Here is a 22,683-nt window from a genome sequence, read left to right as displayed (position 1 = left end):
GCTGGCGAAGCCTGCGTTCGGCTGCGCAGCAGTCGTGAAATCAGGCACCGCGCTCTTACAGGAAGTCCGCATGCTCTGTGTTTACGACTGCTGCGCAGCCGAACGCAGGCTTCGCCAACTGCTACAGGGATGTCGGTGCTTCATCGCATAGCGCGTCAACTTAGCTACTTTTGTGCAATGGGTAACCATTTGTTTCATCTGGTAGGCTCGGCAGATTACGCCTTCAGTTCAATGCACAAAAGGTACAGTTGATGACGAACTCTCGCCGCGCCGTTTTCCTCGACCACCCGTCCCTGGACCTCGGCGACCTCGACCTCGGCCCGCTGCAGGCCTGTTTCGACGAGTTGCAACTGTTCGCACAGACCACGCCGGATCAAGTGATCGAACGTATAAAGGGCGCCACCGTCGCCATCACCAACAAGATCCTGATCGATGCCGCCGCCATCGCTGCCAGCCCCCAGCTCAAGCTGATCCTGATCACGGCCACCGGCACCAACAATGTCGACCTCGCCGCCGCCCGCGCCCATGGCGTTACTGTTTGCAACTGCCAGGGTTACGGCACGCCATCGGTGGCACAGCACACGATCATGCTGCTGCTCAACCTGGCGACACGCCTGGCTGACTACCAAAAAGCCGTGGGTGAAGGCCGCTGGCAGCAAGCGAAACAGTTCTGCCTGCTCGATTACCCGATCGTCGAACTGGAAGGCAAAACCCTCGGCTTGCTCGGCCATGGCGAACTTGGTAGCGCAGTCGCGCGGCTGGCCGAAGCGTTCGGAATGCGTGTGCTGCTCGGTCAGATTCCCGGCCGACCTGCCCGCCCGGATCGGCTGCCGTTAAATGAATTGCTGCCGCAAATCGATGCGCTGACCCTGCATTGCCCGCTCAACGAACACACCCGCCATTTCATCGGCGCCCGCGAACTGGCCTCGATGAAACCCAGTGCCTTCGTGGTCAATACCGCGCGCGGTGGCTTGATCGATGAGCAGGCGCTGGCCGATGCGCTGCGCAAGGGTCATCTGGGCGGCGCCGCCACCGATGTGCTGAGTGTCGAGCCCCCGACGGCGGGCAATCCCTTGCTGGCCGATGACATCCCGCGATTGATCGTCACCCCGCATAACGCCTGGGGTAGTCGCGAGGCGCGGCAGCGAATCGTCGGGCAGTTGAGCGAAAACGCGCAGGCCTACTTCAGCGGTACAGCGCTGCGGGTCGTCAGTTGATAAACTGCCGCACTTTTTTTCAAGGAGCAGAGTATGGATCCGCGCAGTGAAGTACTGCTTCGTCAGGCCGAATTATTCCAGGGCTCGGTGTTACTCGCCGGTTTGCCCGCCGATGACCTGCTGGGCCGCTTGCCCGACGCCCACGGCTGGTGCTGGCATGCCGGCGATCAAGCCGCGCTGGACGCACGTTTCGCCGAGCGCAGTCATTTTGGTGTAGACGCCCCCGAGCGTGAGTTCGCAACCGCTGTGGTGTTCTTGCCCAAGTCCAAGGACCTGACCGACTACATCCTCAACGCCCTCGCCTCGCGCCTGGCCGGTCGCGAATTGTACCTGGTGGGCGAAAAACGCAGCGGCATCGAAGGGGCAGCCAAACAACTGAATCCGTTCGGCAAGCCGCGCAAGCTCGACAGCGCCCGTCATTGCCAGCTCTGGCTGGTCACGGTGGCCAATGCGCCAGAAGCCAAATCGCTGGAAAGCCTGGCCGAGACCTACGAATTGCCACTGGCTGAGGGGCCATTGAAAGTCATCAGTTTGCCGGGGGTTTTCAGTCACGGCCGACTGGATCGTGGCAGCGCGTTGCTGCTGGAGCACCTGGACAAGCTACCGAGCGGCCACTTGCTGGACTTCGGTTGCGGCGCGGGCGTACTGGGTGCCGCGGTTAAGCGTCGTTATCCGCACAATCAGGTGACGTTGCTCGACGTCGATGCCTTTGCCGCTGCCAGTAGTCGCCTGACCCTGGCGGCCAACGGTCTGGAAGCTGACGTCATTACCGGTGACGGTATCGACGCCGCGCCCATGGGTTTGAGTGCGATTCTGAGCAATCCGCCGTTCCATGTCGGCGTTCACACCGACTACTACGCCACCGAGAACTTGCTGCGAAAAGCAGCCAAACATCTGAAAAACGGCGGCGAACTTCGCCTGGTCGCCAACAGCTTCCTGAAGTACCAACCGCTGATCGAAGAGCACCTCGGCGTGTGCGCCATCAAGGCTGAGGGCCAGGGGTTTCGTATCTATCGGGCCAAACGCGGCTGATAAATAAGTGCTTGCCTAACGGATTTTGCCTAGGCAGAATCCGCTCCGTCCTAGGGGAGTAGTCTCCCACGAGCGCCATGCTCGTCCGGCATACGTCAACATACTTGGTCCTCAGACCATGGCGTATGCGACCCAAGCGTCCGCATCAGACGGATCGCAGGGTTTGACAAGACCTATGACACGAACACCTTACCCGGGGCGGGAAGGCTGTACGTGTCATAGCCGTGTCGACCCGCCCCTTAGGAAAAACCCTGATGATGCTGGATTCACTTCTCGTTCCTACCGCAATCGTTGCCTTGGCCGAAATCGGCGACAAGACGCAACTGCTCGCGCTCATTCTCGCTGCCCGCTTTCGCAAGCCCTGGCCCATCATCGCCGGCATCGTCGCCGCGACCCTGGCCAACCACGCAGCCGCCGGTGCGGTAGGTGCCTGGTTCGGCAGCTTCTTCTCGAATGCGACGCTGCACTGGATCCTGGCCGCCAGCTTCACCGCCACCGCCCTGTGGACCCTGGTACCGGACAAGATGGACGACGACGTCAGCACCGCACGCAAGTTCGGGCCGTTCCTGACCACATTGATCGCCTTCTTCCTGGCGGAAATGGGTGACAAGACCCAAGTCGCTACCGTGATGCTGGCGGCGCAATACCCGGATTTGTGGCTGGTCATCATCGGCACCACCGCCGGCATGCTGATTGCCAACGTACCGGTGGTTCTGGCGGGTAACTTTGCCGCAGACAAGCTGCCGTTGACCCTGATCCGTCGCCTGGCGGCGTCGGCATTCCTTATCTTGGCGATTGTGGCGGTGTACAAGGCGATGCAGAGCAGCGGTTGGGTTTGATGCGTTAAGACGGTAGACCGCGTTATCGTTCATCGCGGGCAAGCCCGCTCCTACATTTGACCGAGTTCCAATGCAGGAGCGAGCCTGCTCGCGATGAGGCCGTCACTGGCGATACAAAAACATCAGGATTTGCGCGCGTTCTCGTACAACGGCATCACCTTCGGAATCGCCGCCTGCAACGCGGCGGTGCGGCTGCTGGATGAAGGGTGAGTGCTGAGGAACTCGGGTGACGCACCTTCGTCAGCCTTGCTCATCTTTTCCCACAGGGTGATCGCCGCATTCGGGTTGTAGCCCGCACGCGCCGCCAGCTCCAGGCCAATCAGGTCTGCTTCGTTTTCATTGGTGCGACTGTTGGGCAAGGTCATCAACAGGTTCACGCCGTTATTCCCTGCCTCGACCATCAAGGCGGGTGCACCCGCCGCTATCGCCAATTGCTGCGCGAGACTCACGCCATAGGCTTTGGATAACGCTTCACGGCCATGCTCGCGCAAGGCGTGGGCGATTTCATGCCCCATCACCGCAGCCAGTTCGTCGTCGGTCAGTTGCAGCTTGTCGATCAGACCGGTGTACACAATGATCTTGCCGCCAGGACCGCAGTTGGCGTTCATATCCTCACTCTTGATCAGATTGACCTCCCACTGCCATTGCGCGGCATCCGGGCGAAACGTTGGCGCCTGGGCGATGAGACGATCGGCAATCACCTGAACACGCGTGGCTTCAGTACTGGTCTTGTCGAGGACGTTTTTGTTGCTCGCTTCCCCCAGGGTCTGCTTGTAATCCTGCGCGTAGGACTGATTGACCTGTGCGCTCGACAATAATGTGGTCATGTGTTGCTGGCGAACGACGCCGACTTCACCCGCACTGGTCGTGTTGACGGTCTCGCAGCCGTTAAGCAGCAACGCTGAACCCAACACGCACGCAACCAGAGACTTGTTCATCACGGCACTCCTTCAAATCCGCCGCCCCGACTGGGGATGACGGTAGTAGCAAAAAATTCATACAGCACTGACTGCCTTGCAGCACAAAGGTTCGACACCTTTCTGATTGCGACACGGGCACACCCAAAACAGTCATTTAAGCCGCACTTGCTCATGGCTGACTGCCCCGCTGCCGATACACCACCGCAGACGTCCTCTTGCGTGCGGAGCACCCATGAAATTCAAGTCGATCCAGTTCTCCGTAGCGGCCCTCGCTGGCGCCATCGTACTTAGCGTAGTAGCAGCCCTGGTGCTGTACGCGCTGTTTTCCGGCGCACGAACGCAAGACATGGTCCAGGAACGGACCCAGGCGCAATTCGAGCAAGTTATCGAACAACGCCTGACGTCCCTGGCGCAAACCCAGGTCAGCCAGATCCAGCGCGAACTTGAAGCGCCACTGCTGATTGCCGGGGGACTGGTGCGGGTCAACGCACTGATTGGGACCCCGGGCGCCGATGGCCAGCCACAACTGACCGTCAGCCGCGAGCAGTTGATCAGCCTGATCAAGGAAAACGTGGTCAAGAACCCGAAGATCCTCGGCACCTACATCGGCTGGGAAAAAAACGCTCTCGACCACAACGATGCGGCCTACGTCGGCACCCAAGTGAACGGCATCGACGCCAGCAACGGGCGCTTCCTGCCCTGGTGGTTCCGCAATGAGGACGGCACCCTCGGCCTGGACAAACTGGTGGACGTCGACGACCAGAAAACCCTGTCCACCGGCGTGCGCGCCAGCGAGTACTACCTGTGCTCCAAGGAAACCAAAAAATCCTGCGTGATCGATCCGGCGCCCTACAAGGTCGGCGACAAAGTCGTCATGCTCGCCTCGTTTATTGAACCGATCATGCTCAACGGCGCCTTCCAGGGCATCGTCGGCGCCGACCTGTCAGTGAACTTCATTCAGGAAATGCTCCTGGGTGCGAATCACAAACTGTACAGCGGTGCCGGGGAAATGGCGCTGATCGGCGGCAACGGCCGAATTGTTGCCTACACCAAAGACCCGAGCAAATTCGGTGAAAAGGTCAGCGACATCCTCGACAGCCAACAGATTGCCAACATGGCCAACCTCAAGCGCGGCGAAGTGACCTACACCGTCGACAAGGCCCAAGGGCGGATCGAGTTGTACCTGCCGTTCGGCATTGGCCAGACCGACGCCCGCTGGACCTTGATGTTGCAACTGCCGCTGAATGCGGTGATGGCCGATCTGCAAAAACTGCAGGCCGACCTGAACGCCCAGCGCAAATCCGACACGTTCGGCATGGCCATGGTCGGTTTGTTGATCGCCGGTGTCGGCTTGCTGGTGATCTGGCTGGTGGGCCACGGCATTGCCCGGCCACTCAAGCAAATGGTCGCCATGCTCGACGACATCGCCAAAGGCGAAGGCGACCTGACACGCCGCCTGACCAGTGACCGCGCCGATGAATTGGGCTCGATCGCCAAAGGCTTCAATACGTTCCTGGCCAAATTGCAGGCGATGATCACGCAGGTGGTGACCTCGGTGCAGAGTGTCAGTGACTCCTCGGAACACACCGCCGACATCGCCATCCGTACCAACATCGGCGTGCAGAAACAAATGGCCGAGATCGACCAGGTGGCCACGGCAGTGCATGAAATGACCGCCACTGCCCAGGACGTGGCACGTAACGCCACCCAGGCTGCGCAAGCGGCCAGTCATGCTGATCAGGCGGCGGCCCAAGGTATGCAAATTGTGCGGGACACCTCGAACTCGATTGGCGTGCTGGCCGTGGAAATTGGCAAGGCTGTCGGCGTGGTGCAAACACTGGCCAAGGACAGCGAGAACATCAACGCGATCCTCACGGCCATTCGCGGAATCGCCGAACAGACCAACCTGCTGGCCTTGAACGCCGCCATCGAAGCGGCCCGTGCCGGTGAACAGGGCCGTGGATTTGCGGTGGTGGCCGATGAAGTGCGCAACCTGGCGCAAAAGACCCAGAAGGCCACCGAAGAAATCCAGACCATGATTCAGCAACTGCAACAAGGCACCCGCGATGTGGTGCGAGTCATGGAAGACAGCCAGAACCGCACGGACGAAAGCGTGCAGCATGCGGCGAAAGCGGCCGAGGCGCTGGAAACCATTACGCAGGCCGTGTCGGTGATCAATGACATGAACACCCAGATTGCCAGTGCGGCCGAGGAACAGAGTGCAGTCGCCGATGACATCAACCGTAACGTGATCAACATTGGGCAAGTGGCCAATGAAGTGGCTGGCGGGGCGGATGAATCAAGTGCGGCGAGTGCGGATTTGACCAAACTGGCCGAACAGCAGCGGCGGTTGATCAATCAGTTCAAGGTTTAGTGTGTTGCGATCGTTCCCACGCTCTGCGTGGGAGTGAATCCCGTGACGCTCCGCGTCACTTTGGACGCGGAGCGTCCATGGCGGCATTCCCACGCGGAGCGTGGGAACGATCAATCAGCCGGGGGTCAGACACTCCGGCGCATTCAGCTTCGGATCATTCACCAGATTGGCCAGCACCCGCTCGCGCAACGCGGCGGGTTCACTGGCGAGCAATGCCTGCAACACATGCAACGGCGTCTCGGGATCGAGCCACGCCTCCTGCCCCGCCGCATCGAGAATCAACGGTCGCCGCTGGCTCGACGCCGGTTGCGTAATCACCGCAGTGCTCAGCCACACCTGCTCCTGCACCGGGTACGCTTCCCAGATAGCGGCAAAAAACAGCGAAGAGCCCTCCCCCGGCGTCAACCAGTACGGGCGCTTGCGCGTGGTCCCGCGCCATTCATAGAAACCGTTGGCTGGGAGCAGGCAACGACGTTYACGAAAGGCCTGGCGGAACATCGGTTGTTCCGCCACGGTTTCGGCACGGGCGTGGGCCGGGGTGCGGGACAGGTCGGTCAGCCATGGCGGCGTCAGCCCCCAGCGGGCACGGGCCAGTTCACGCTGGCCTTCGGCACCAGCGCGCAGCATCAATACCGAGTCGTTGGGGGAGATATTCCACTGGGCCTGCTGATCGGCGGGAAAACCGGGCAGGGCCGCGAAGGCGGGGTTCCAGCGAAACAGGGCATAACGTCCACACATGGGCTGACACGACTCTTGATCAAACGAACGCCAGCCTAACAGACCAGCGTGCCGGGAAAGCTCTCGGGTTCATCGCCAGGCAGCGGCAGCGCGGCATTGTACGCGGTGATCAGCTCGCGGGCGTACTCGGCCTGGTCGTTATCCACCGACAGGCCCAACAGGCCAAAGATCGGCAGTTCGCCCGTGCCGCCGAGCAAATCGCGCCCCACCAGATGCGCCTCGACGCCCTCGCTGGCCAACATGCCTTGCAGCAACTCGCCTTCCATCAGGTTTTCAGGTTCGTAGATGCGCTGCATAGACACCCCTCATTCGTTTTCACTAAAGACTTCGAGATGCCATTCGCCTTCATGAACCTGTAAAACAAAGGTAATCGGCCGACAACAGACCTGACAGTCTTCAATATAGGTCTGATCGCCACCGGACAAGTCCAGCGTCGTCTCGACCTCTTCACCGCAATACGGACATTCATACAGCGCAGGTTCCAGCATCGCGGTCTCCCAAGTGACTTGTGCGTATAATCGCCGGTCTATTTGCAGGGCTATTTTTGTCTGGCTAATTTTTCAGACCGTGCCCCGTTGGTTTTCGATCAAAACCTTTACTTACCCTAGCCGTTTCTAACAAGAGAGCATGATGGGCGAATTCGATGCCATCCGACCTTACGACGATAGCGAAGTCCCAGCGGTACTGGACAGGCTGCTCGGCGACAAGGCGTTTCTAGATATCCTCACCCACTTCCGCTTCCCGCGTTTTGCCGGCACTTTGGGCTGGATGCTTAAACCTCTTATAGCTCATCGGCTGCGTCGAGAGTTCGCCGGTGTGACATCGGTGGCCACATTGCAGGACAAGGTCGAGATGTACGTCGACCACACCATCGAACGCGCGACCGACGGTGTCACGTACACCGGTGTCGAACAGTTCAAGTCCGGCAGCGCTTACTTGTTCATCGCCAACCACCGCGACATCGTGATGGATCCGGCCTTCGTCAACTACGCCGTGTACCACGCAGGCCTGCCGACACCGCGCATCGCGATCGGCGACAACCTGCTGCAAAAGCCCTTCGTCAGCGACCTGATGCGCCTGAACAAGAGCTTCATCGTGCACCGTTCGATCACCGGTCGTCGCGAGAAGATGGCGGCCTATCAACTGCTGTCGGCCTACATCAACCACTCGATCCGCAACGATTGCGCCTCGATCTGGATCGCCCAGGCCGAAGGCCGGGCGAAAGACGGCGACGACCGCACCGAATCGGCCATCCTCAAAATGTTCCACATGAGCCGCAAGGACGAGCCGTTCGGCGAAGTCATTCAGTCGCTGAACCTCACCCCGGTGTCGATCAGCTATGAATACGACCCGTGCGATCAGGCCAAGGCACGCGAATTGTTCATCCGTGCCACCACCGGCAGCTACACCAAAGTACCGGGCGAAGACGATGTGAGCATCGCCAAGGGCATCACGGGCTACAAGGGCCGGGTCCATGTGAACTTCGCCGCGCCGATCACCGAGCTGTTTGATGACACCAAGCAATTGGCGGTCGAGATGGACAAGCAGATTCTGGGCGGCTACCGGTTGTTCCCGGTGCATTACCTGGCTTACGCCCAGTGGACAGACGCCGACCCGCAATTGCAGGTGCCGACAGCGTCGCAAGTGTTTGCGGCCGATGAGTTGGCCAAGGCGCAGGAAGAGTGGCAGCGCCGTCTGGAGGCCTGCCCGATGGAACATCGCCCATTCATGGTGCTGCAATATGCGACGCCGGTGCGTAATCAGTACCGCGTCAAGGCAGGCTTGCCGCTGTAAGGTTTTTGGCTGGATACGACAACGGCGCCTTCGGGCGCCGTTTTCATTGCTGCGTTGTTTGCTGTCAAACCCGTGTGCTGATCCACGACACCAGCAACGCAAGCCCCAGGCAGGCAAAACCGAAGCGATAGAAAAAGCGGTTCATGCGCAAGGTCGCCCAATCGAGGGTCGGCTCGATGCCAGGCTGGCTCTGGCGCTGGGCCAGGATACTGGCCATGGCACGTTGCTCGCGACGACGGGTTGCATGCAGCAGCCAACCGCCCGGGAAGGCAAGCAGCAAGGCCAGCAGATTGACCAGCTTGGCGGGATGGGCAGTAAACAGCGTCATCAAATGCAGCGACATCACGGACCTCAAGCAAAACAGGTGTGGCAGACGTCGAACCGACGACGGCGGCGCGGATTCTACCGAATGCCTCTGCGCCTGCACCTGCTTTACGACAAATAACTCACCATTTGGCAGATTCCTGTCCTGCGTCACGGCTTCGTCATCTGAATCCGTCAGTCTGCGGCCCCACGCAAACAGACATGGAAACCGTCATGCTTCACGCCGAAAACCAGGACCGCCTCTACCTCATTGCCCCAAGCGACGAGCAACAAAACCTTGTGGGAAGCCTCGCCTTCAACGTTCAAGACCGTCACTGGCTTGTCTATTGCGCGCTGGGCGGGCATCAACATGCGGACTTGCCGGAAGCGGATTTGCTGACCGGTGTGAGCGTGCTGGACTTCTATTCCGAAGCGGCCTGACACCACCTCAACCTGTAGGAGCCGAGCTTGCTCGCGATGGCGGCATCACATTCAATATTGACGTTGACTGACAGTACGCAATCGCGAGCAAGCTCGGCGCCTACAGGCCAACGGTGTATTGCAGACATAAAAAAGCCCGGGGCCATGGCTGGCTCCGGGCTTTTTTGATTCTGCGGAAAAGTTACTCGCCGAGAACCTGACCCACAGTCGGGTCCTTGAACAGTCGCGTCAACGCATCACTCAACACATCGCTGACCAGCTTGGTGTTGGTTTCCTGGTTGGGTGCCATGCCAAAACGCTGATCCAGCGATGCACCGTAACGGCCGCTGTAACGACGGTTGGCGTTCTGCACATCGGAGCGGAACGTCGCACCGATGGTCGCTTCAGTCACATACATGCCTTCTTTAGGCGACTGATACTTCAGCTCGGTCAGGGTCACGGTGATTTGCGGGGCATTCATTGCGTTGGCGTTCGGTGTGAAACCCAGCAACCGCACGGCCGCTTCGGCTTGCGCCTGCAACTTCGGCAGAATCTGCGCGCTCTGCACGGTAATCGCGCTGGTTTCCGGGTACAGGCCGCCGCGCGTGCCCAGCGTTGGCGACGGACGACCGTCCACTACACGCACCACCACGGGCTGACCATGGCCGACCGGTGCCAGCTGAGTCGTCAGCTTGGGTTCAGGGTTCAGTTGTTGCGGGCTGTGGGCGCAGCCGACGAGGGTCAAACTGGTCACAGTGATCAAACCGAACAACAGGCGTTGCAACATGCGCTTCTCTCCAGAATCAGGCACAAACAGGCTGGCAGTATAGCGGTGGGCCACTGCGGCGAACCAGTGGCCTTCAATCATTACTGAAATGTCTGACATGCCCTTGGGAAAGCGGTTCCTGTCACACACCTGTCATCGCCCATACACTCGCACGTAACGGCTAATGGGCAATCTTCACTGCAGTCACCTCACAAGGTTCTTCGCCATGCGCTATCTCGTCTCTTTGTTCGCGCCACGCCCGCTGCACCGTTGCTTTGCCCTGCTCGACAGCAATGGTCATTGCCAGGCGTTCAAGCAGTGCAGCCTCCAGCCGATGGGCGATGGCTGGGTCGAAATCGAAGAAATCCGCCTCAACTGGTTGCATCAGCCTCTGCCCCCTAGCGCCCGCGTCAGCACCCGCCAGCCACGCGCACGGGTGCAACATCTGTTGACCACCTGACCGAACGCCTAATAAAAGTCATTAAACACGTCCATTTCCCTGCGTTTCTTAGATACAATCTCCCCCCGATTATAAGGACGTCTCCTGATCGGGCCTCGCAGCATCGTCAATGCCTCGGTATTGACACCCCGCACCGCCCACAGAGAGCCGCCCACACAGATCGAGTGAAGCTGGCGCGCTTGCTGTTCCTTGAGCAAAACCTCCACTTTTCGCGAATCTGCAGAGCTGTCATTACGCTCGGTCACTGAGCTGTTTGCCCGTTTTGCCAGTCATGTACCCCATGACGGCAATCCTTCCGGGCACGGTGCCAGGCAGGGACAGCCCTTTTTTGAGGTTCACGTCTTCAAAAGAGCGTGAAAAAAACGGGTTTTCACAACTTCACAAGAGTGTGGCGAGCAAATGAATAGTTTTGCGTCTGAACATGCACCATTAGCGTCTGAAACAGCCCAACGACACAGGACCGAGTACTCCTCGAACACCGGAGCCTGAAGCCTGTCCGCTACGGATTTGGTTGCACAAACGGATGTATCGACCATAAGTCGAATTGCCAGTCGCGTGTTGAAATGAGTTCATAGACCTCATTAGCCCGGCCGGTAGCGTCCGTCGAAGTTGCGAAAAATTGCGAAGATTCGGACATGGCGATACTGACATGGGTACCAGGGGCATCACTGACACGCCCCGGAACGCCTGGCAGCCATGCCGACAATTTGGTGCTGCAGATTTTGGAGACGCGTTAAATGGCGCATAACGAAGCAGTCGACGTAGTACTGGTTGGGGCCGGCATCATGAGTGCCACCCTTGCGGTATTGCTCAAAGAGCTCGACCCCGCGATCAAGCTGGAAGTCGTCGAGCTGATGGATTCCGGTGCCGCAGAGAGTTCCAACCCATGGAACAACGCCGGTACCGGTCACGCCGGGCTGTGTGAGCTCAACTACACGCCGCAGGCTGCCGATGGCACCGTCGACATCAAGAAAGCCGTGCACATCAACACCCAGTTCGAGGTGTCGAAGCAGTTTTGGTCCTACCTGACCAAAAAAGGCACGTTCGGCTCGTGCAAGACGTTCATCAGCCCGGTGCCGCACCTGAGCTTCGTGCAAGGTGAAAGCGGTATTTCCTTCCTCAAGGAACGCTTCAAGGTGCTGAGCAAGCACCACGCCTTCGCGGACATGGAATACACCGAAGACAAAGCCAAAATGGCCGACTGGATGCCGCTGATGATGCCGGGCCGTCCGGCCGACGAAGTTGTCGCCGCCACCCGCGTCTTGAATGGCACCGACGTCAACTTCGGCGCCCTGACCAATCAACTGCTCAAGCACCTGACCAGCGCACCCGATGCACAGGTCAAGTACTGCAAGCGCGTGACTGGCCTCAAGCGTAACAACGGTGGTTGGACCGTCAGCATCAAGGACGTCAACAGCGGCAATACCCGTGACGTCGACGCGAAGTTCGTCTTCCTGGGCGCTGGCGGCGCGGCGTTGCCGCTGTTGCAGGCCTCGGGCATCGAAGAAAGCAAAGGCTTCGGCGGCTTCCCGATCAGTGGCCAGTGGCTGCGTTGCGACAACCCGGAAGTGGTCAAGCACCACCAGGCCAAGGTTTACAGCCAGGCCGCCGTGGGTTCGCCACCAATGTCCGTACCTCACCTGGACACCCGCGTCGTTGACGGCAACAAGTCCCTGTTGTTCGGACCTTACGCCGGTTTCACCACCAAGTTCCTCAAGCACGGCTCCTTCATGGACCTGCCAATGTCAGTGCGTGCCGGCAACATCGGCCCGATGCTGGCCGTGGCGAAAAACAACATGGACCTGACCAAGTACCTGGTCAGCGAAGTGATGCAGTCGATGGAGCAGCGCCTGGAATCCCTGCGTCGTTTCTACCCTGAAGCGAAAGCCGAAGACTGGCGCCTGGAAGTGGCCGGCCAACGTGTGCAGATCATCAAGAAAGACCCGAAAAAGGGCGGCGTTCTGCAGTTCGGTACCGAACTGGTCGCGGCCAAGGACGGTTCCCTTGCTGCCCTGCTCGGCGCCTCCCCAGGCGCTTCGGTGACGGTTTCGATCATGCTTGAGCTGATCGAAAAATGCTTCGCGGGCAAGGCCAAGGGCGAATGGGCTGCCAAACTGGCGGAAATCTTCCCGGCTCGTGAAAAGGTCCTGGAAACCGATGCGGCGCTGTATCGCAAGATCAATGCGCACAACAACATCGCGCTGGAGCTGGTTGAAGAAAACAGCGAGACCCCAAGCTTCGCTTGATTGGGCCGCATAAAAAACGCCCCGCTCTCATTGAGAGCGGGGCGTTTTTTTATGGCCGGTAAAACCCGCGCCACACATATCGGTTTGGCTGGGAGATCAGCCGCGAGCCTTTTTGATCAGCTCGATGTAATCCGGGGCGTTACGCTGATCCTGGATCAGGTCAACGAAGGTTTTGCCGTGCTCATCCTGGCCGTCAACGTCGAAGCCGGCTGCAACGAAGAACGTCAGAAAACGCTCGAAGTCATCGATTCGCAGGCCACGGTAGGCCTTGATCAATTTGTGCAGCGACGGCGAAGTGGCGTCGACTGGCTCGAAATCGAGGAACAACTTGATCTGCTCGTCGCCGATCTCGTCACCAATCACTTGCTTCTTATCTTTACGCATTGCCGACTCCAGCTCGCAGACATTTCACGGGGCGGGCAGTTTACCCCTCCCTTGCCGCCGGGCTCAACGCGGACGAGTGGCTGCGGTGTGTAAATCAGCCCAGACATGGCCATTGGCATAGCTCAAGAACTGGCAATACACCGTGTCATTGCGCAACAAGTCGATGACGACCCGGTATTGCGCCAACGGGTAATACAGCGTCAGGGTTTTGCTTTTATCGTCGTAGACCGGCTTTTTCAGGCTTTTGCTTTCGCCATCGAAATTGACCAGGACCTGGCTGATGGTCGCGCCTTTGTTCAGGGATTTACCCTTGAGACGGATCAACAACGGTGACGTGACCGGAATCGGCTGTTGACTGGATTGGCGTTGGCTACCCACGACCACGGAATACTCGGTGACCTGCATGAGCTGTTGCTGCTCGGGCTCCGCGTCGCGCAGGGTCAGGTCATCCGGTGGCAGGTACTGCGCGTGCATCGGCGCAGGTGCGGCGGCCAGGGGCAAACTGAGGGCCAGCAACACTGCGGCGCAACTGCGGATCAATAGACTCATGACGGGCTCCAGGGACGAAGCGCAGCACTGTAGCAGCTGCCGAAGGCTGCTACAGGAAATCGCGGTGGTGTGCCGGACATCAATCGAATTGAGCGCGCATCCACGCCAGATACTCGGCCACACCCGGCTCGCCCTCGCGCGGCGCCCAGTGTGCCAGCTCACCTTCACCCACAGGGCGGTAAGGACCGGCCTTGCACTCGAACATCAAGCTGTCGGCTTCCAGCACCACAATGCTGTGGAACACACCAGCTGGCAGATCCACCCCGACACAATCACCGCCAGCTTGCAGGATCTGCTTTGTCAGCAACGTGCCGGACTCATCGAAAATCAACACCCCAAGCCGCCCTTTGAGCACCAACAAGGTTTCAGCCTTGTTTTCGCCCAAATGCCGGTGCGGCGGGATGTAGGTGTTTGGTTGCAGGCCTACGGCCATCCGATGACAAGCGTCTTCCATCTGATGGAAATTGTGGTGCTGGCGCCCACGCGGATTAGCCGCCGCTTTCCCGGCCAAATCTGTGAACAAGGATTGATCAAGAAAGCGCGGCGTAGTCATCGTTTACATGCCTTTAACAGCGAAGATCCCGTTAGCGTTACGCCAGTAGCCTTTGTAATCCATGCCGTAACCGAAGATGTAGCGGTCGATGCACGGCAGGCCGACGAAATCGGCTTTCAGGTCCGGGCGAGCCTTGCGGTCGTGGTCTTTGTCGATCAACACGGCGGTGTGCACTTTGCGCGCGCCGGCGTGCTTGCAGAAATCGATGATCGCGCCCAGGGTGTGACCTTCGTCGAGGATGTCGTCGATGATCAACACGTCACGGTCGATAAACGACACTTCCGGCTTGGCTTTCCAGAACAGCTCGCCGCCGCTGGTTTCATTGCGATAGCGGGTGGCGTGCAGGTAGGACGCTTCCAGCGGGAACTGCAAATGGGTGAGCAGCTTGCCGGCGAAAATCAGGCCGCCGTTCATCACACAGAACACCACCGGGTTAGTGTCTGCCAGTTGTTCGTTGATGTGTGCACCAACGCGGGCGATAGCCGCCTCGACTTCAGCTTCGGTGTACAGGCAGTCAGCCTCTCGCATGATTTGACGGATATGCTCGAGATCAGCGGACATGGCGCTCTCCAAGGGGTGGCGTATTCAGGAAAAGCGGGCAAAGGTACGCATCCCGCACGATCAGATCAAGCGTTTGTGGACTAACGTTCTGTATGTCTATAGGACAACACCCTCGGATAGATTAATCTAGGCCGGTTTTTTTGCCCGCCGCCGGAGCCTTTCCCATGCCCATCCTCGAGATCCGCCACCCGCTGATCCGTCATAAACTTGGCCTCATGCGCCGTGCAGACATCAGCACCAAGAATTTCCGTGAGCTCGCTCAGGAAGTCGGCGCCCTGCTGACCTATGAAGCCACCAAAGACCTGCCGCTGGAAACCTACGATATCGAAGGCTGGTGCGGCACGGTGTCGGTCGAGAAAATCGCCGGCAAGAAAATTACTGTAGTACCGATTCTGCGCGCCGGTATCGGCATGCTCGAAGGCGTGCTGAGCCTGATCCCGGGCGCCAAAGTCAGCGCCGTGGGCGTGGCCCGTAACGAGAAAACCCTCGAAGCCCACACCTACCTGGAAAAACTGGTCCCGGAAATCGACGAACGCCTGGCCATGATCATCGACCCGATGCTCGCCACCGGCGGCTCGATGGTCGCCACCATTGACCTGCTGAAAAAGGCCGGTTGCAAGGACATCCGCGCCATGGTGCTGGTCGCCGCGCCGGAAGGCATTGCCGCGGTCGAGAAAGCTCACCCTGACGTGATTATCTACACCGCGTCTATTGATCAGAAACTCAACGAGCACGGCTACATCATCCCGGGCCTGGGCGATGCCGGAGACAAGATCTTCGGTACCAAGCAGAAGGACGCTTAAGCATGCAGCAAGAGTTCAACGATCCGCTCTGGCGCACGGTGCTGTCGGGTGCACAGATGCTGTTCGTGGCCTTCGGCGCCCTGGTGTTGATGCCGCTGATTACCGGCCTCGACCCGAACGTGGCGCTGTTCACCGCCGGCCTGGGGACGATTCTGTTCCAGATCGTCACCGGGCGTCAGGTGCCGGTGTTCCTGGCGTCGAGTTTTGCCTTCATCACCCCGATCATCCTCGCCAAGGGCCAGTTCGGCCTCGCGGCGACCATGGGCGGGGTGATGGCGGCGGGTTTCGTCTACACCTTCCTCGGCCTTGCCGTGAAGATCAAAGGCACCGGTTTCATCGACCGCCTGCTGCCACCGGTGGTGATTGGTCCAGTGATCATTTCCATCGGCCTGGCCATGGCGCCGATTGCCGCCAACATGGCGATGGGCAAGGCCGGCGACGGCTCTGAGCTGATTCACTACCAGACGGCGATGCTGATTTCGATGCCGGCGCTGCTGACCACCCTGATCGTCGCGGTGTTTGGTAAAGGTATTTTCCGCCTGGTGCCAATCATCTCCGGTGTACTGGTCGGGTTTGYCATGGCGTTCTATTTCGGCGTGGTGGACACAGCCAAGATTGCCGCCGCACCGTGGTTCGCGATTCCGCACTTCACGGCACCCGAGTTCAACTGGCAGGCGATTCTGTTCATCGTTCCGGTCGCCCTGGCCCCGGCCATCGAGCACATCGGCGGCGTGATTGCCGTGGGTAGCGTCACCGGTCGCGATTATCTGAAGAAGCCTGGCCTGCACCGCACGTTGCTCGGCGATGGCATTGCCACCACCGCAGCGGGCTTGTTTGGCGGCCCACCCAACACCACGTACGCCGAAGTGACGGGCGCGGTGATGCTGACCAAGAACTACAACCCGAAAATCATGACCTGGGCGGCGATCTTTGCCATCAGCCTGGCATTCATCGGCAAGTTCGGCGCGCTGCTGCAAAGCATTCCGGTGCCGGTCATGGGCGGGATTCTGTGCCTGTTGTTCGGCTCGATTGCGGCCGTGGGCATGAACACGCTGATTCGCCACAAGATCGATCTGGGCGAAGCGCGCAATCTGGTGATTGTGTCGGTGACCCTGGTGTTCGGGATTGGTGGTGTACTGGTCGGCACCGGGACCGGCCCGGACGACTTCGGCCTCAAAGGCATTGCGCTGTGCGCGGTGGTGGCGATTGCGCTGAACCTGATCCTGCCGGGTAATGACAGCTGGAAGCACAAGAAGGCGGATGATCCGCTGTTGTAAGTCGGCCTCAAGATAGCTATCGCGGGCAAGCCTTGCTCCTACAGGTTCTGTGTCGAACACTGTAGGAGCAAGGCTTGCCCGCGATGCTTTTAGAGGGCCAGCGGCGCTCGCTCACACAACGCGCTCAGCGCCCGCGCCCACTGCGGGTCATCATTGAGGCACGGTACCAGCACCAATTCCTCTCCTCCGGCTTCGCGGAACTGCTCCAGCCCGCGATCACCAATTTCTTCCAGCGTCTCGATGCAATCAGCCACGAACGCCGGGCACATCACCAGAATTTTCTTCACGCCGCTTTTGGCCAACTCATCAAGGCGCGCTTCGGTATAGGGCTCGATCCACTTGGCCCGGCCCAGACGCGACTGAAACGACACCGACCATTTGCCGTCCGGCAAGCCCATGCGCTTGGCAAATTCTGCCGCCGTACGCAGGCATTGCCCGCGATAGCAGGTGGCGACCACTTCCGGCGGAGCCCCGGCGCAGCAATCACCACCCCCTTCAAAACTGTGGCCAGGGTTGAGCTTCTTCAGGTGCCGTTCCGGCAACCCGTGAAAGCTCAACAGCAAGTGATCGTAATCCTGCGCCAGATAGGGCTTGGCCGTGGCCACCAGCGCATCGAGGTATTCCGGCTGATCGTAGAACGGCTGGAGAATCGACAACTGCAGGTCGAGCCCTTTCTCGCGCACAACACGCTTGGCCTCTTCGATGACTGTCGTGGTGGTGCTGTCGGCGAACTGTGGATAAAGCGGCGCCAGCGTGATTCGCCTGTGACCGGTCGCTGCCATGCGCACCAGAGTCGACTCGAGCGACGGCTCGCCGTAACGCATCGCCAATTCGACCGGACCGTGGGTCCACTGCGATGTCATGGCCTGCTGCAAACGACGGCTGAGCACCACCAGGGGCGAACCCTCTTCCCACCAGATCGACGCGTAGGCGTGGGCTGACTGCTCCGGGCGTTTGATCAAGATCAGCGACACCAGCAAGCGTCGCACTGGCCATGGCAGGTCGATCACATACGGGTCCATCAGAAATTGATTGAGGTAGTTGCGCACATCCGCCACCGAGGTGGAGGCAGGTGAACCCAGGTTAACCAGAAGCAATGCGTGATCGGTCATGCAACGTCCTATTTCAGAGGCGGCTGGACAGATCGTCCAGGGCCGCGCGCAAATCGGTGAACTGGAAAATGAAGCCCGCGTCCAGCACGCGTACCGGGAGCGCCTTCTGGCCACCCAGCAATAACAGCGACAACTCGCCGAGCGTCACTTTCAACGCCAGGGCGGGCATCGGCATGAACGAGGGGCGGCGCAGCACGCTGCCCAGCGTCTTGGCAAACTCGCGATTGCGCACCGGTTTGGGCGCGCACGCATTATAAGGACCGCTGGCGTCTTTCTGATGCAGAAGAAAATCAATCAGGGCGATTTGATCGTTGATATGAATCCACGGCATCCACTGCCGACCATTGCCGATAGGCCCGCCCAGCCCCAGTTTGAACGGCAGCAACAGCCGCGACAAAAAGCCGCCCTCCGCGGACAGCACAAGGCCGGTGCGGATCAGTACCACGCGAAGTCCCAAGGCTTCAGCACGCTGAGCGGTCTCCTCCCAGGCGATGCACAACTGGCTGGCGAAATCATCGATGACGGGGGGCGAGACCTCGGTCAGCTCACGCTCCCCGCCATCGCCATACCAGCCCACCGCCGAACCGGAAATCAACAGCGAGGGTTTTTGCTCGCGTTTTTCGAGCCAGGCCAGCAGCGTTTCCGTCAGGGTGATGCGACTACTCCAGAGCAACGCCTTGCGTTTGTGCGTCCAGGGGCGGTCGGCGATCGGTGCACCTGCCAGGTTGACAATGGCGTCCAGCGGCGCCGGTTCGAGGTCCTCCAGCCGGGTAATACCGCGCACTTGAGCGCCGCATATTTTCGCGACCTTTTCAGGCTTGCGACTCCAGACTGTCAGGCGATGTCCCTGACTCAACCAGTGCCGGCAGAGCTGACGTCCTATCAAACCAGTACCGCCGGTCAGCAATATGTGCATGACTTCTTCCTCGCGTGGCGTTTAACCCTGATCACTAGTCTATTTTTATAAGCAGGGATCTTTGGTATCGGGCAGGTTCTGTGTTTAACAATAGGCCAAGCTGTCAGATCGAGAACGCTAAAAGTTATACCAAAAAACAATATTGTACAGGTTTGAACCACGGCGTAGTCTGTACAGAAAGGTAAACGAGGCCCCTATGACTGTACCCATCGCAATCATCGGCACCGGCATCGCCGGGCTTTCAGCCGCTCAGGCCCTGACCGACGCAGGGCATGTCGTTCAACTTTTCGATAAAAGCCGCGGCAGTGGCGGACGCATGTCGAGCAAGCGCAGCGATGCGGGTGCTCTGGACATGGGCGCGCAATATTTCACTGCCCGCGACCGCCGCTTCGTGACCGAAGTCCAGCGTTGGCAAACCCAGGGCTGGGTCGCCGAATGGACGCCGCAGCTCTACACCTACCAAGGCGGCCAACTCAACCTGTCGCCGGACGAACAGACCCGCTGGGTCGGCACGCCACGCATGAGCGCCATCACCCGAGGCCTGCTCGGCGATCTGGAAGTGCAGTTTGCCTGCCGGATCACCGAGGTCTATCGAGGCGAAGAACACTGGCATTTGCAGGACGCCGAAGGCTTCACTCACGGCCCGTTCAGTCATGTGGTGATCGCCACGCCGGCCCCTCAGGCCACCGCGCTGCTGGCCGCCGCATCGAAGCTCGCCGGGGCCGCCGCCGGGGTAAAAATGGACCCGACCTGGGCCGTCGCCCTGGCCTTCGAAACGCCACTGGATACGCCCATTGAAGGCTGTTTTGTGCAGGACAGCCCACTCGACTGGCTGGCGCGCAACCGCAGTAAACCAGGACGCGACAACACCATGGACACCTGGGTGCTGCACGCAACCAGCGCCTGGAGCCGGCAACATATCGACTTGTCCAAGGAAGCGGTGATCGAGCAACTGCACGGGGCATTCGCCGAGCTGTTGCACGACTCCATGCCCGCCCCGAGCTTCAGCCTCGCCCATCGCTGGCTCTACGCTCGCCCTGCCAACAGCCACGAATGGGGCGTGTTGGCGGATGCCGACCTGGGCCTGTACGTGTGTGGCGACTGGTGCCTGTCCGGTCGTGTCGAAGGTGCCTGGCTCAGCGGCCAGGAAGCGGCTCGCCGCCTGCTGGAACACTTGCAGTGAACCGCATCACCCTGCGTCAATTGCTGCTGTCGACATGGACAGCAGCCCTTCCTCGCTATCACGCTTAAAAACTTATACAGAAAAATTGACTTGTACATCTTTGGATCTATGATGAAGAAATGTTGTACAGAGACGTCCCTCCGTACAGTTTCGGATTCGAGGTGCTTCGATGCACGACCAGCCAGCGACTCGACCGAAAATCGCCATTAGCGCCTGCTTGATGGGGGCCGAGGTTCGCTACAACGGAGGGCACAAGCAATCGAGCTTGTGCAGCCACACCCTCACGGACTATTTCGATTTCATCGCCGTGTGCCCGGAAGTCGCTATCGGCCTGGGGATTCCTCGCGAACCGATCCGCCTGGTGGGTGATCCTGAAGTCCCCCAAGCGGTCGGCAGCGTTAACCCACAACTCAATGTCACCCGGCCACTGATTGAATTCGGTGAGCAAATGGCCGCCGAACTGGACGATATCTGCGGCTACATCTTCATGCACAAATCGCCCTCCTGCGGCCTGGAACGCGTAAAGGTCTATCACGCCAACGGTGCGTCGGTGCAAGGAAGTGGTCGCGGCCTCTATGCCCAGGCTTTCTGTGCACGGCACCCAGACTTGCCGGTAGAGGAAGACGGGCGCCTCAACGACCCGGTATTGCGCGAAAACTTCCTCACCCGCGTGTTTGCCTACAGCAACTGGCAGCAATTGCTGCAAAAAGGCCTGACCCGCCACGGCCTCATCGAATTTCACTCACGCTATAAATACTTGCTGATGGCCCATCACCCGGTGCAATACAAGACCTTGGGCAATTTGCTCGGCAACATGGGCCTGACCAGCGTCGAGGAGCTCGGCCCGCGCTACTTCAGCGAACTGATGGGCGCCTTGAAAAAATGCGCCACACGCCGCACCCACACCAACGTCCTGCAACACATCAGCGGCTACCTCAAGCGAGTCATCAGCCCCGAGGACAAACAGGAAATGCAACAAGTCATCGGCCAATACCGACACGGCATCGTGCCGCTGGTCGTGCCCCTGACCCTGCTCAAGCACCATTTCCGCCAGCATCCGGTCCCCTACATTGCACAGCAGATTTACCTGCAACCGCATCCGGAAAACCTCAGCCTGCGAAACGCAATTTGATGAAAACCCCACTCGACACCAGCGCCAGCGAAGACCTGGGCGATAACTTCAACAAAGCCCTGGACGAAGGCTGGCTGCCGATCCGTGAAGTCGCGCGCCAGACCGGCGTCAACGCCGTGACCCTGCGCGCCTGGGAACGGCGTTATGGCCTGATCGTTCCGCAACGCACACCCAAGGGCCATCGGCTGTTCAGTGCCGAACACGTCCAGCGCATCCTGATGATCCTCACCTGGCTCAACCGTGGCGTGGCTGTCAGCCAGGTCAAGCAACTGCTGGACACGCCGCAAGCGTTTACCGAAACCGTCGAAAATGATTGGCAAGTACTGCGCCGCACACTGCTGCAAGCGGTGTTGCAGTTGAACGAACGCGCCCTCGATGAAACCGTCAATCAAGCCATGGCGCTGTATCCACCGCGAACCTTGTGCGAACACTTGTTGATCCCGTTACTGGCCGAACTGGAACAGCGTTGGCAGGGACAGTTTGGCGCGCAGATGGAGCGGGTGTTTTTTTATTCCTGGTTGCGCAGCAAGTTCGGCGCACGCATCTACCATAACAACCGTCAGTTACGCGCCGCGCCGCTGCTGTTGATCAATCAATCGGATTTGCCACTGGAACCTCACCTATGGCTCACCGCCTGGCTGATCAGCAGCGCCGATTGTCCGGTAGAGGTGTTCGACTGGCCCCTGCCCGCCGGTGAACTCGCGATGGCGGTCGACCACCTGCAAGCCCGCGGCGTACTGCTGTATTCCAGCAAAGCCATAAATCTTTCGCAGCTGCCGAAACTATTGAACGGTATTAGATGCCCAAAAATGATTGTCGGACCTACGGTATGCATTCACCACGCCGAGCTGTCCGCAAGAACCACGGAAATCGCTGATTTGTCCCTCGCTGAAGGCCCGTTATCGGCGCATCAGTACCTGGTTCAGCGTGGACTCCTTTAATGAAGCGTGCGGACACCAACATGCATTTGATCTGGTTGCGCAACGATTTGCGCGTACACGACAACACCGCCCTCTCGGCCGCCGCAGCCAGCGGCCCGACGGTGGCGGTGTATCTGTTGAGCCCGCAGCAGTGGCTGGAACACGACGATGCACCGTGCAAAGT

General features: G+C 59.5%; 26 protein-coding genes, 1 pseudogene and 1 riboswitch. Of the genes and pseudogenes, 15 read left to right on the top strand and 12 right to left on the bottom strand.

The genetic code is table 11. The features are described 5' to 3' along the window. The first annotated feature begins 251 nt into the window (after positions 1 to 251). The 3 genes from AC1D2P_RS22305 to AC1D2P_RS22295 all read left to right on the top strand — a co-directional run bounded on the left by AC1D2P_RS22305 (position 252) and on the right by AC1D2P_RS22295 (position 3,088). Positions 252 to 1,217: a 2-hydroxyacid dehydrogenase gene (locus AC1D2P_RS22305; RefSeq protein ID WP_223523472.1), complete on the top strand. Its 966-nt coding sequence runs from the start codon at positions 252 to 254 to the stop codon at positions 1,215 to 1,217. A 33-nt stretch (positions 1,218 to 1,250) separates the two neighbouring features. Continuing rightward, a complete protein-coding gene (locus tag AC1D2P_RS22300; protein ID WP_109787837.1) occupies positions 1,251 to 2,249 on the top strand; it encodes a class I SAM-dependent methyltransferase in 999 nt (332 codons plus the stop codon). Positions 2,250 to 2,289: 40 nt separating this feature from the next. Further along, positions 2,290 to 2,414, top strand: a riboswitch (yybP-ykoY riboswitch). 92 nt (positions 2,415 to 2,506) lie between these two features. Further along, positions 2,507 to 3,088, top strand: coding sequence for a TMEM165/GDT1 family protein (locus tag AC1D2P_RS22295; RefSeq protein ID WP_046030240.1), 582 nt, complete (start codon positions 2,507 to 2,509; stop codon positions 3,086 to 3,088). 122 nt (positions 3,089 to 3,210) lie between these two features. Here the strand turns inward: AC1D2P_RS22295 and AC1D2P_RS22290 are convergent, their stop codons facing one another. Further along, entirely contained in the window at positions 3,211 to 4,026 is an 816-nt protein-coding gene (locus AC1D2P_RS22290; RefSeq protein WP_477758403.1) for a M48 family metallopeptidase, read from the bottom strand. A 214-nt stretch (positions 4,027 to 4,240) separates the two neighbouring features. On the opposite strand from AC1D2P_RS22290, the pseudogene AC1D2P_RS22285 reads away from it, so the two are divergent. Then, a pseudogene (locus AC1D2P_RS22285) lies at positions 4,241 to 5,527 on the top strand (methyl-accepting chemotaxis protein); the annotation flags it as partial. A 12-nt stretch (positions 5,528 to 5,539) separates the two neighbouring features. Then, complete coding sequence (locus AC1D2P_RS22280; RefSeq protein ID WP_371916729.1) at positions 5,540 to 6,382, top strand: methyl-accepting chemotaxis protein; 843 nt, start codon at positions 5,540 to 5,542, stop codon at positions 6,380 to 6,382. 114 nt (positions 6,383 to 6,496) lie between these two features. On the opposite strand, the gene AC1D2P_RS22275 is transcribed toward AC1D2P_RS22280, so the two are convergent. Genes AC1D2P_RS22275 through AC1D2P_RS22265 form a run of 3 tightly spaced genes read right to left on the bottom strand, consistent with a single transcriptional unit; the run spans position 6,497 to position 7,608 of the window. Then, entirely contained in the window at positions 6,497 to 7,120 is a 624-nt protein-coding gene (locus AC1D2P_RS22275) for an SOS response-associated peptidase (RefSeq protein ID WP_477811597.1), read from the bottom strand. A 35-nt stretch (positions 7,121 to 7,155) separates the two neighbouring features. Beyond that, entirely contained in the window at positions 7,156 to 7,416 is a 261-nt protein-coding gene (locus AC1D2P_RS22270; RefSeq protein WP_046030221.1) for a putative signal transducing protein, read from the bottom strand. Between the two features lie 9 nt (positions 7,417 to 7,425). After that, complete coding sequence (locus tag AC1D2P_RS22265; RefSeq protein WP_077431276.1) at positions 7,426 to 7,608, bottom strand: CPXCG motif-containing cysteine-rich protein; 183 nt, start codon at positions 7,606 to 7,608, stop codon at positions 7,426 to 7,428. Positions 7,609 to 7,747: 139 nt separating this feature from the next. Between AC1D2P_RS22265 and AC1D2P_RS22260 the strand changes: the two genes are divergently transcribed. Further along, positions 7,748 to 8,914 carry a 1-acyl-sn-glycerol-3-phosphate acyltransferase gene (locus tag AC1D2P_RS22260; RefSeq protein ID WP_077431275.1) on the top strand — a complete coding sequence of 389 codons (1,167 nt, stop codon included), beginning with the start codon at positions 7,748 to 7,750 and terminating at the stop codon, positions 8,912 to 8,914. Between the two features lie 64 nt (positions 8,915 to 8,978). Here the strand turns inward: AC1D2P_RS22260 and AC1D2P_RS22255 are convergent, their stop codons facing one another. After that, complete coding sequence (locus AC1D2P_RS22255; protein WP_046030208.1) at positions 8,979 to 9,257, bottom strand: hypothetical protein; 279 nt, start codon at positions 9,255 to 9,257, stop codon at positions 8,979 to 8,981. A gap of 194 nt (positions 9,258 to 9,451) precedes the next feature. On the opposite strand from AC1D2P_RS22255, the gene AC1D2P_RS22250 reads away from it, so the two are divergent. Beyond that, on the top strand, positions 9,452 to 9,658 hold the full coding sequence (locus AC1D2P_RS22250; protein WP_046030206.1) for a hypothetical protein: 207 nt from the start codon (positions 9,452 to 9,454) through the stop codon (positions 9,656 to 9,658). 181 nt (positions 9,659 to 9,839) lie between these two features. Here the strand turns inward: AC1D2P_RS22250 and AC1D2P_RS22245 are convergent, their stop codons facing one another. Continuing rightward, complete coding sequence (locus tag AC1D2P_RS22245; RefSeq protein ID WP_046030238.1) at positions 9,840 to 10,424, bottom strand: YajG family lipoprotein; 585 nt, start codon at positions 10,422 to 10,424, stop codon at positions 9,840 to 9,842. Between the two features lie 205 nt (positions 10,425 to 10,629). Here AC1D2P_RS22245 and AC1D2P_RS22240 point away from each other — a divergent pair, with 205 nt between their 5' ends. Together AC1D2P_RS22240 and mqo are read left to right on the top strand one after the other, a co-directional pair. After that, positions 10,630 to 10,863, top strand: coding sequence for a hypothetical protein (locus AC1D2P_RS22240; protein WP_223523475.1), 234 nt, complete (start codon positions 10,630 to 10,632; stop codon positions 10,861 to 10,863). Positions 10,864 to 11,600: 737 nt separating this feature from the next. Further along, complete coding sequence (mqo, locus tag AC1D2P_RS22235) at positions 11,601 to 13,109, top strand: malate dehydrogenase (quinone) (protein WP_109787832.1); 1,509 nt, start codon at positions 11,601 to 11,603, stop codon at positions 13,107 to 13,109. Between the two features lie 96 nt (positions 13,110 to 13,205). On the opposite strand, the gene AC1D2P_RS22230 is transcribed toward mqo, so the two are convergent. From AC1D2P_RS22230 to AC1D2P_RS22215, 4 genes are all read right to left on the bottom strand, one after another. After that, entirely contained in the window at positions 13,206 to 13,493 is a 288-nt protein-coding gene (locus tag AC1D2P_RS22230) for a PA4642 family protein (RefSeq protein ID WP_046030198.1), read from the bottom strand. 63 nt (positions 13,494 to 13,556) lie between these two features. Continuing rightward, a complete protein-coding gene (locus tag AC1D2P_RS22225) occupies positions 13,557 to 14,042 on the bottom strand; it encodes a hypothetical protein (protein WP_109787831.1) in 486 nt (161 codons plus the stop codon). 79 nt (positions 14,043 to 14,121) lie between these two features. Beyond that, positions 14,122 to 14,595, bottom strand: a complete 474-nt coding sequence (locus AC1D2P_RS22220) for a WbuC family cupin fold metalloprotein (protein WP_109787830.1) — start codon at positions 14,593 to 14,595, stop codon at positions 14,122 to 14,124. A 3-nt stretch (positions 14,596 to 14,598) separates the two neighbouring features. Next, positions 14,599 to 15,156 (bottom strand): hypoxanthine-guanine phosphoribosyltransferase, encoded by a 558-nt coding sequence (locus tag AC1D2P_RS22215; RefSeq protein WP_046030190.1) that lies wholly within the window; start codon positions 15,154 to 15,156, stop codon positions 14,599 to 14,601. Positions 15,157 to 15,320: 164 nt separating this feature from the next. On the opposite strand from AC1D2P_RS22215, the gene upp reads away from it, so the two are divergent. After that, positions 15,321 to 15,959, top strand: a complete 639-nt coding sequence (gene upp / locus AC1D2P_RS22210; RefSeq protein ID WP_077431271.1) for a uracil phosphoribosyltransferase — start codon at positions 15,321 to 15,323, stop codon at positions 15,957 to 15,959. A gap of 2 nt (positions 15,960 to 15,961) precedes the next feature. Next, positions 15,962 to 17,236 (top strand): uracil-xanthine permease family protein, encoded by a 1,275-nt coding sequence (locus AC1D2P_RS22205; protein WP_477811596.1) that lies wholly within the window; start codon positions 15,962 to 15,964, stop codon positions 17,234 to 17,236. Positions 17,237 to 17,325: 89 nt separating this feature from the next. Here the strand turns inward: AC1D2P_RS22205 and hemH are convergent, their stop codons facing one another. Together hemH and AC1D2P_RS22195 are read right to left on the bottom strand one after the other, a co-directional pair. After that, a complete protein-coding gene (hemH, locus tag AC1D2P_RS22200) occupies positions 17,326 to 18,348 on the bottom strand; it encodes a ferrochelatase (RefSeq protein WP_477758402.1) in 1,023 nt (340 codons plus the stop codon). A gap of 13 nt (positions 18,349 to 18,361) precedes the next feature. After that, positions 18,362 to 19,264 carry a TIGR01777 family oxidoreductase gene (locus AC1D2P_RS22195; protein ID WP_477758401.1) on the bottom strand — a complete coding sequence of 301 codons (903 nt, stop codon included), beginning with the start codon at positions 19,262 to 19,264 and terminating at the stop codon, positions 18,362 to 18,364. 196 nt (positions 19,265 to 19,460) lie between these two features. Between AC1D2P_RS22195 and AC1D2P_RS22190 the strand changes: the two genes are divergently transcribed. From AC1D2P_RS22190 to AC1D2P_RS22175, 4 genes are all read left to right on the top strand, one after another. Continuing rightward, positions 19,461 to 20,447, top strand: a complete 987-nt coding sequence (locus tag AC1D2P_RS22190; RefSeq protein WP_046030179.1) for an NAD(P)/FAD-dependent oxidoreductase — start codon at positions 19,461 to 19,463, stop codon at positions 20,445 to 20,447. A gap of 169 nt (positions 20,448 to 20,616) precedes the next feature. Next, a complete protein-coding gene (locus tag AC1D2P_RS22185; protein WP_477758400.1) occupies positions 20,617 to 21,579 on the top strand; it encodes a YbgA family protein in 963 nt (320 codons plus the stop codon). After that, complete coding sequence (locus AC1D2P_RS22180) at positions 21,579 to 22,520, top strand: MerR family transcriptional regulator (protein ID WP_077431268.1); 942 nt, start codon at positions 21,579 to 21,581, stop codon at positions 22,518 to 22,520. Before AC1D2P_RS22185 ends, AC1D2P_RS22180 begins: the two co-directional genes overlap by 1 nt. 20 nt (positions 22,521 to 22,540) lie before the next feature. Next, the coding region (locus AC1D2P_RS22175; RefSeq protein ID WP_477811598.1) for a deoxyribodipyrimidine photo-lyase at positions 22,541 to 22,683 on the top strand (143 nt) is incomplete at its 3' end.

It is taken from the genome of Pseudomonas sp. P1_F1_2 (assembly GCF_056405815.1).
This window is presented reverse-complemented; position numbering and strand designations above follow the sequence as displayed.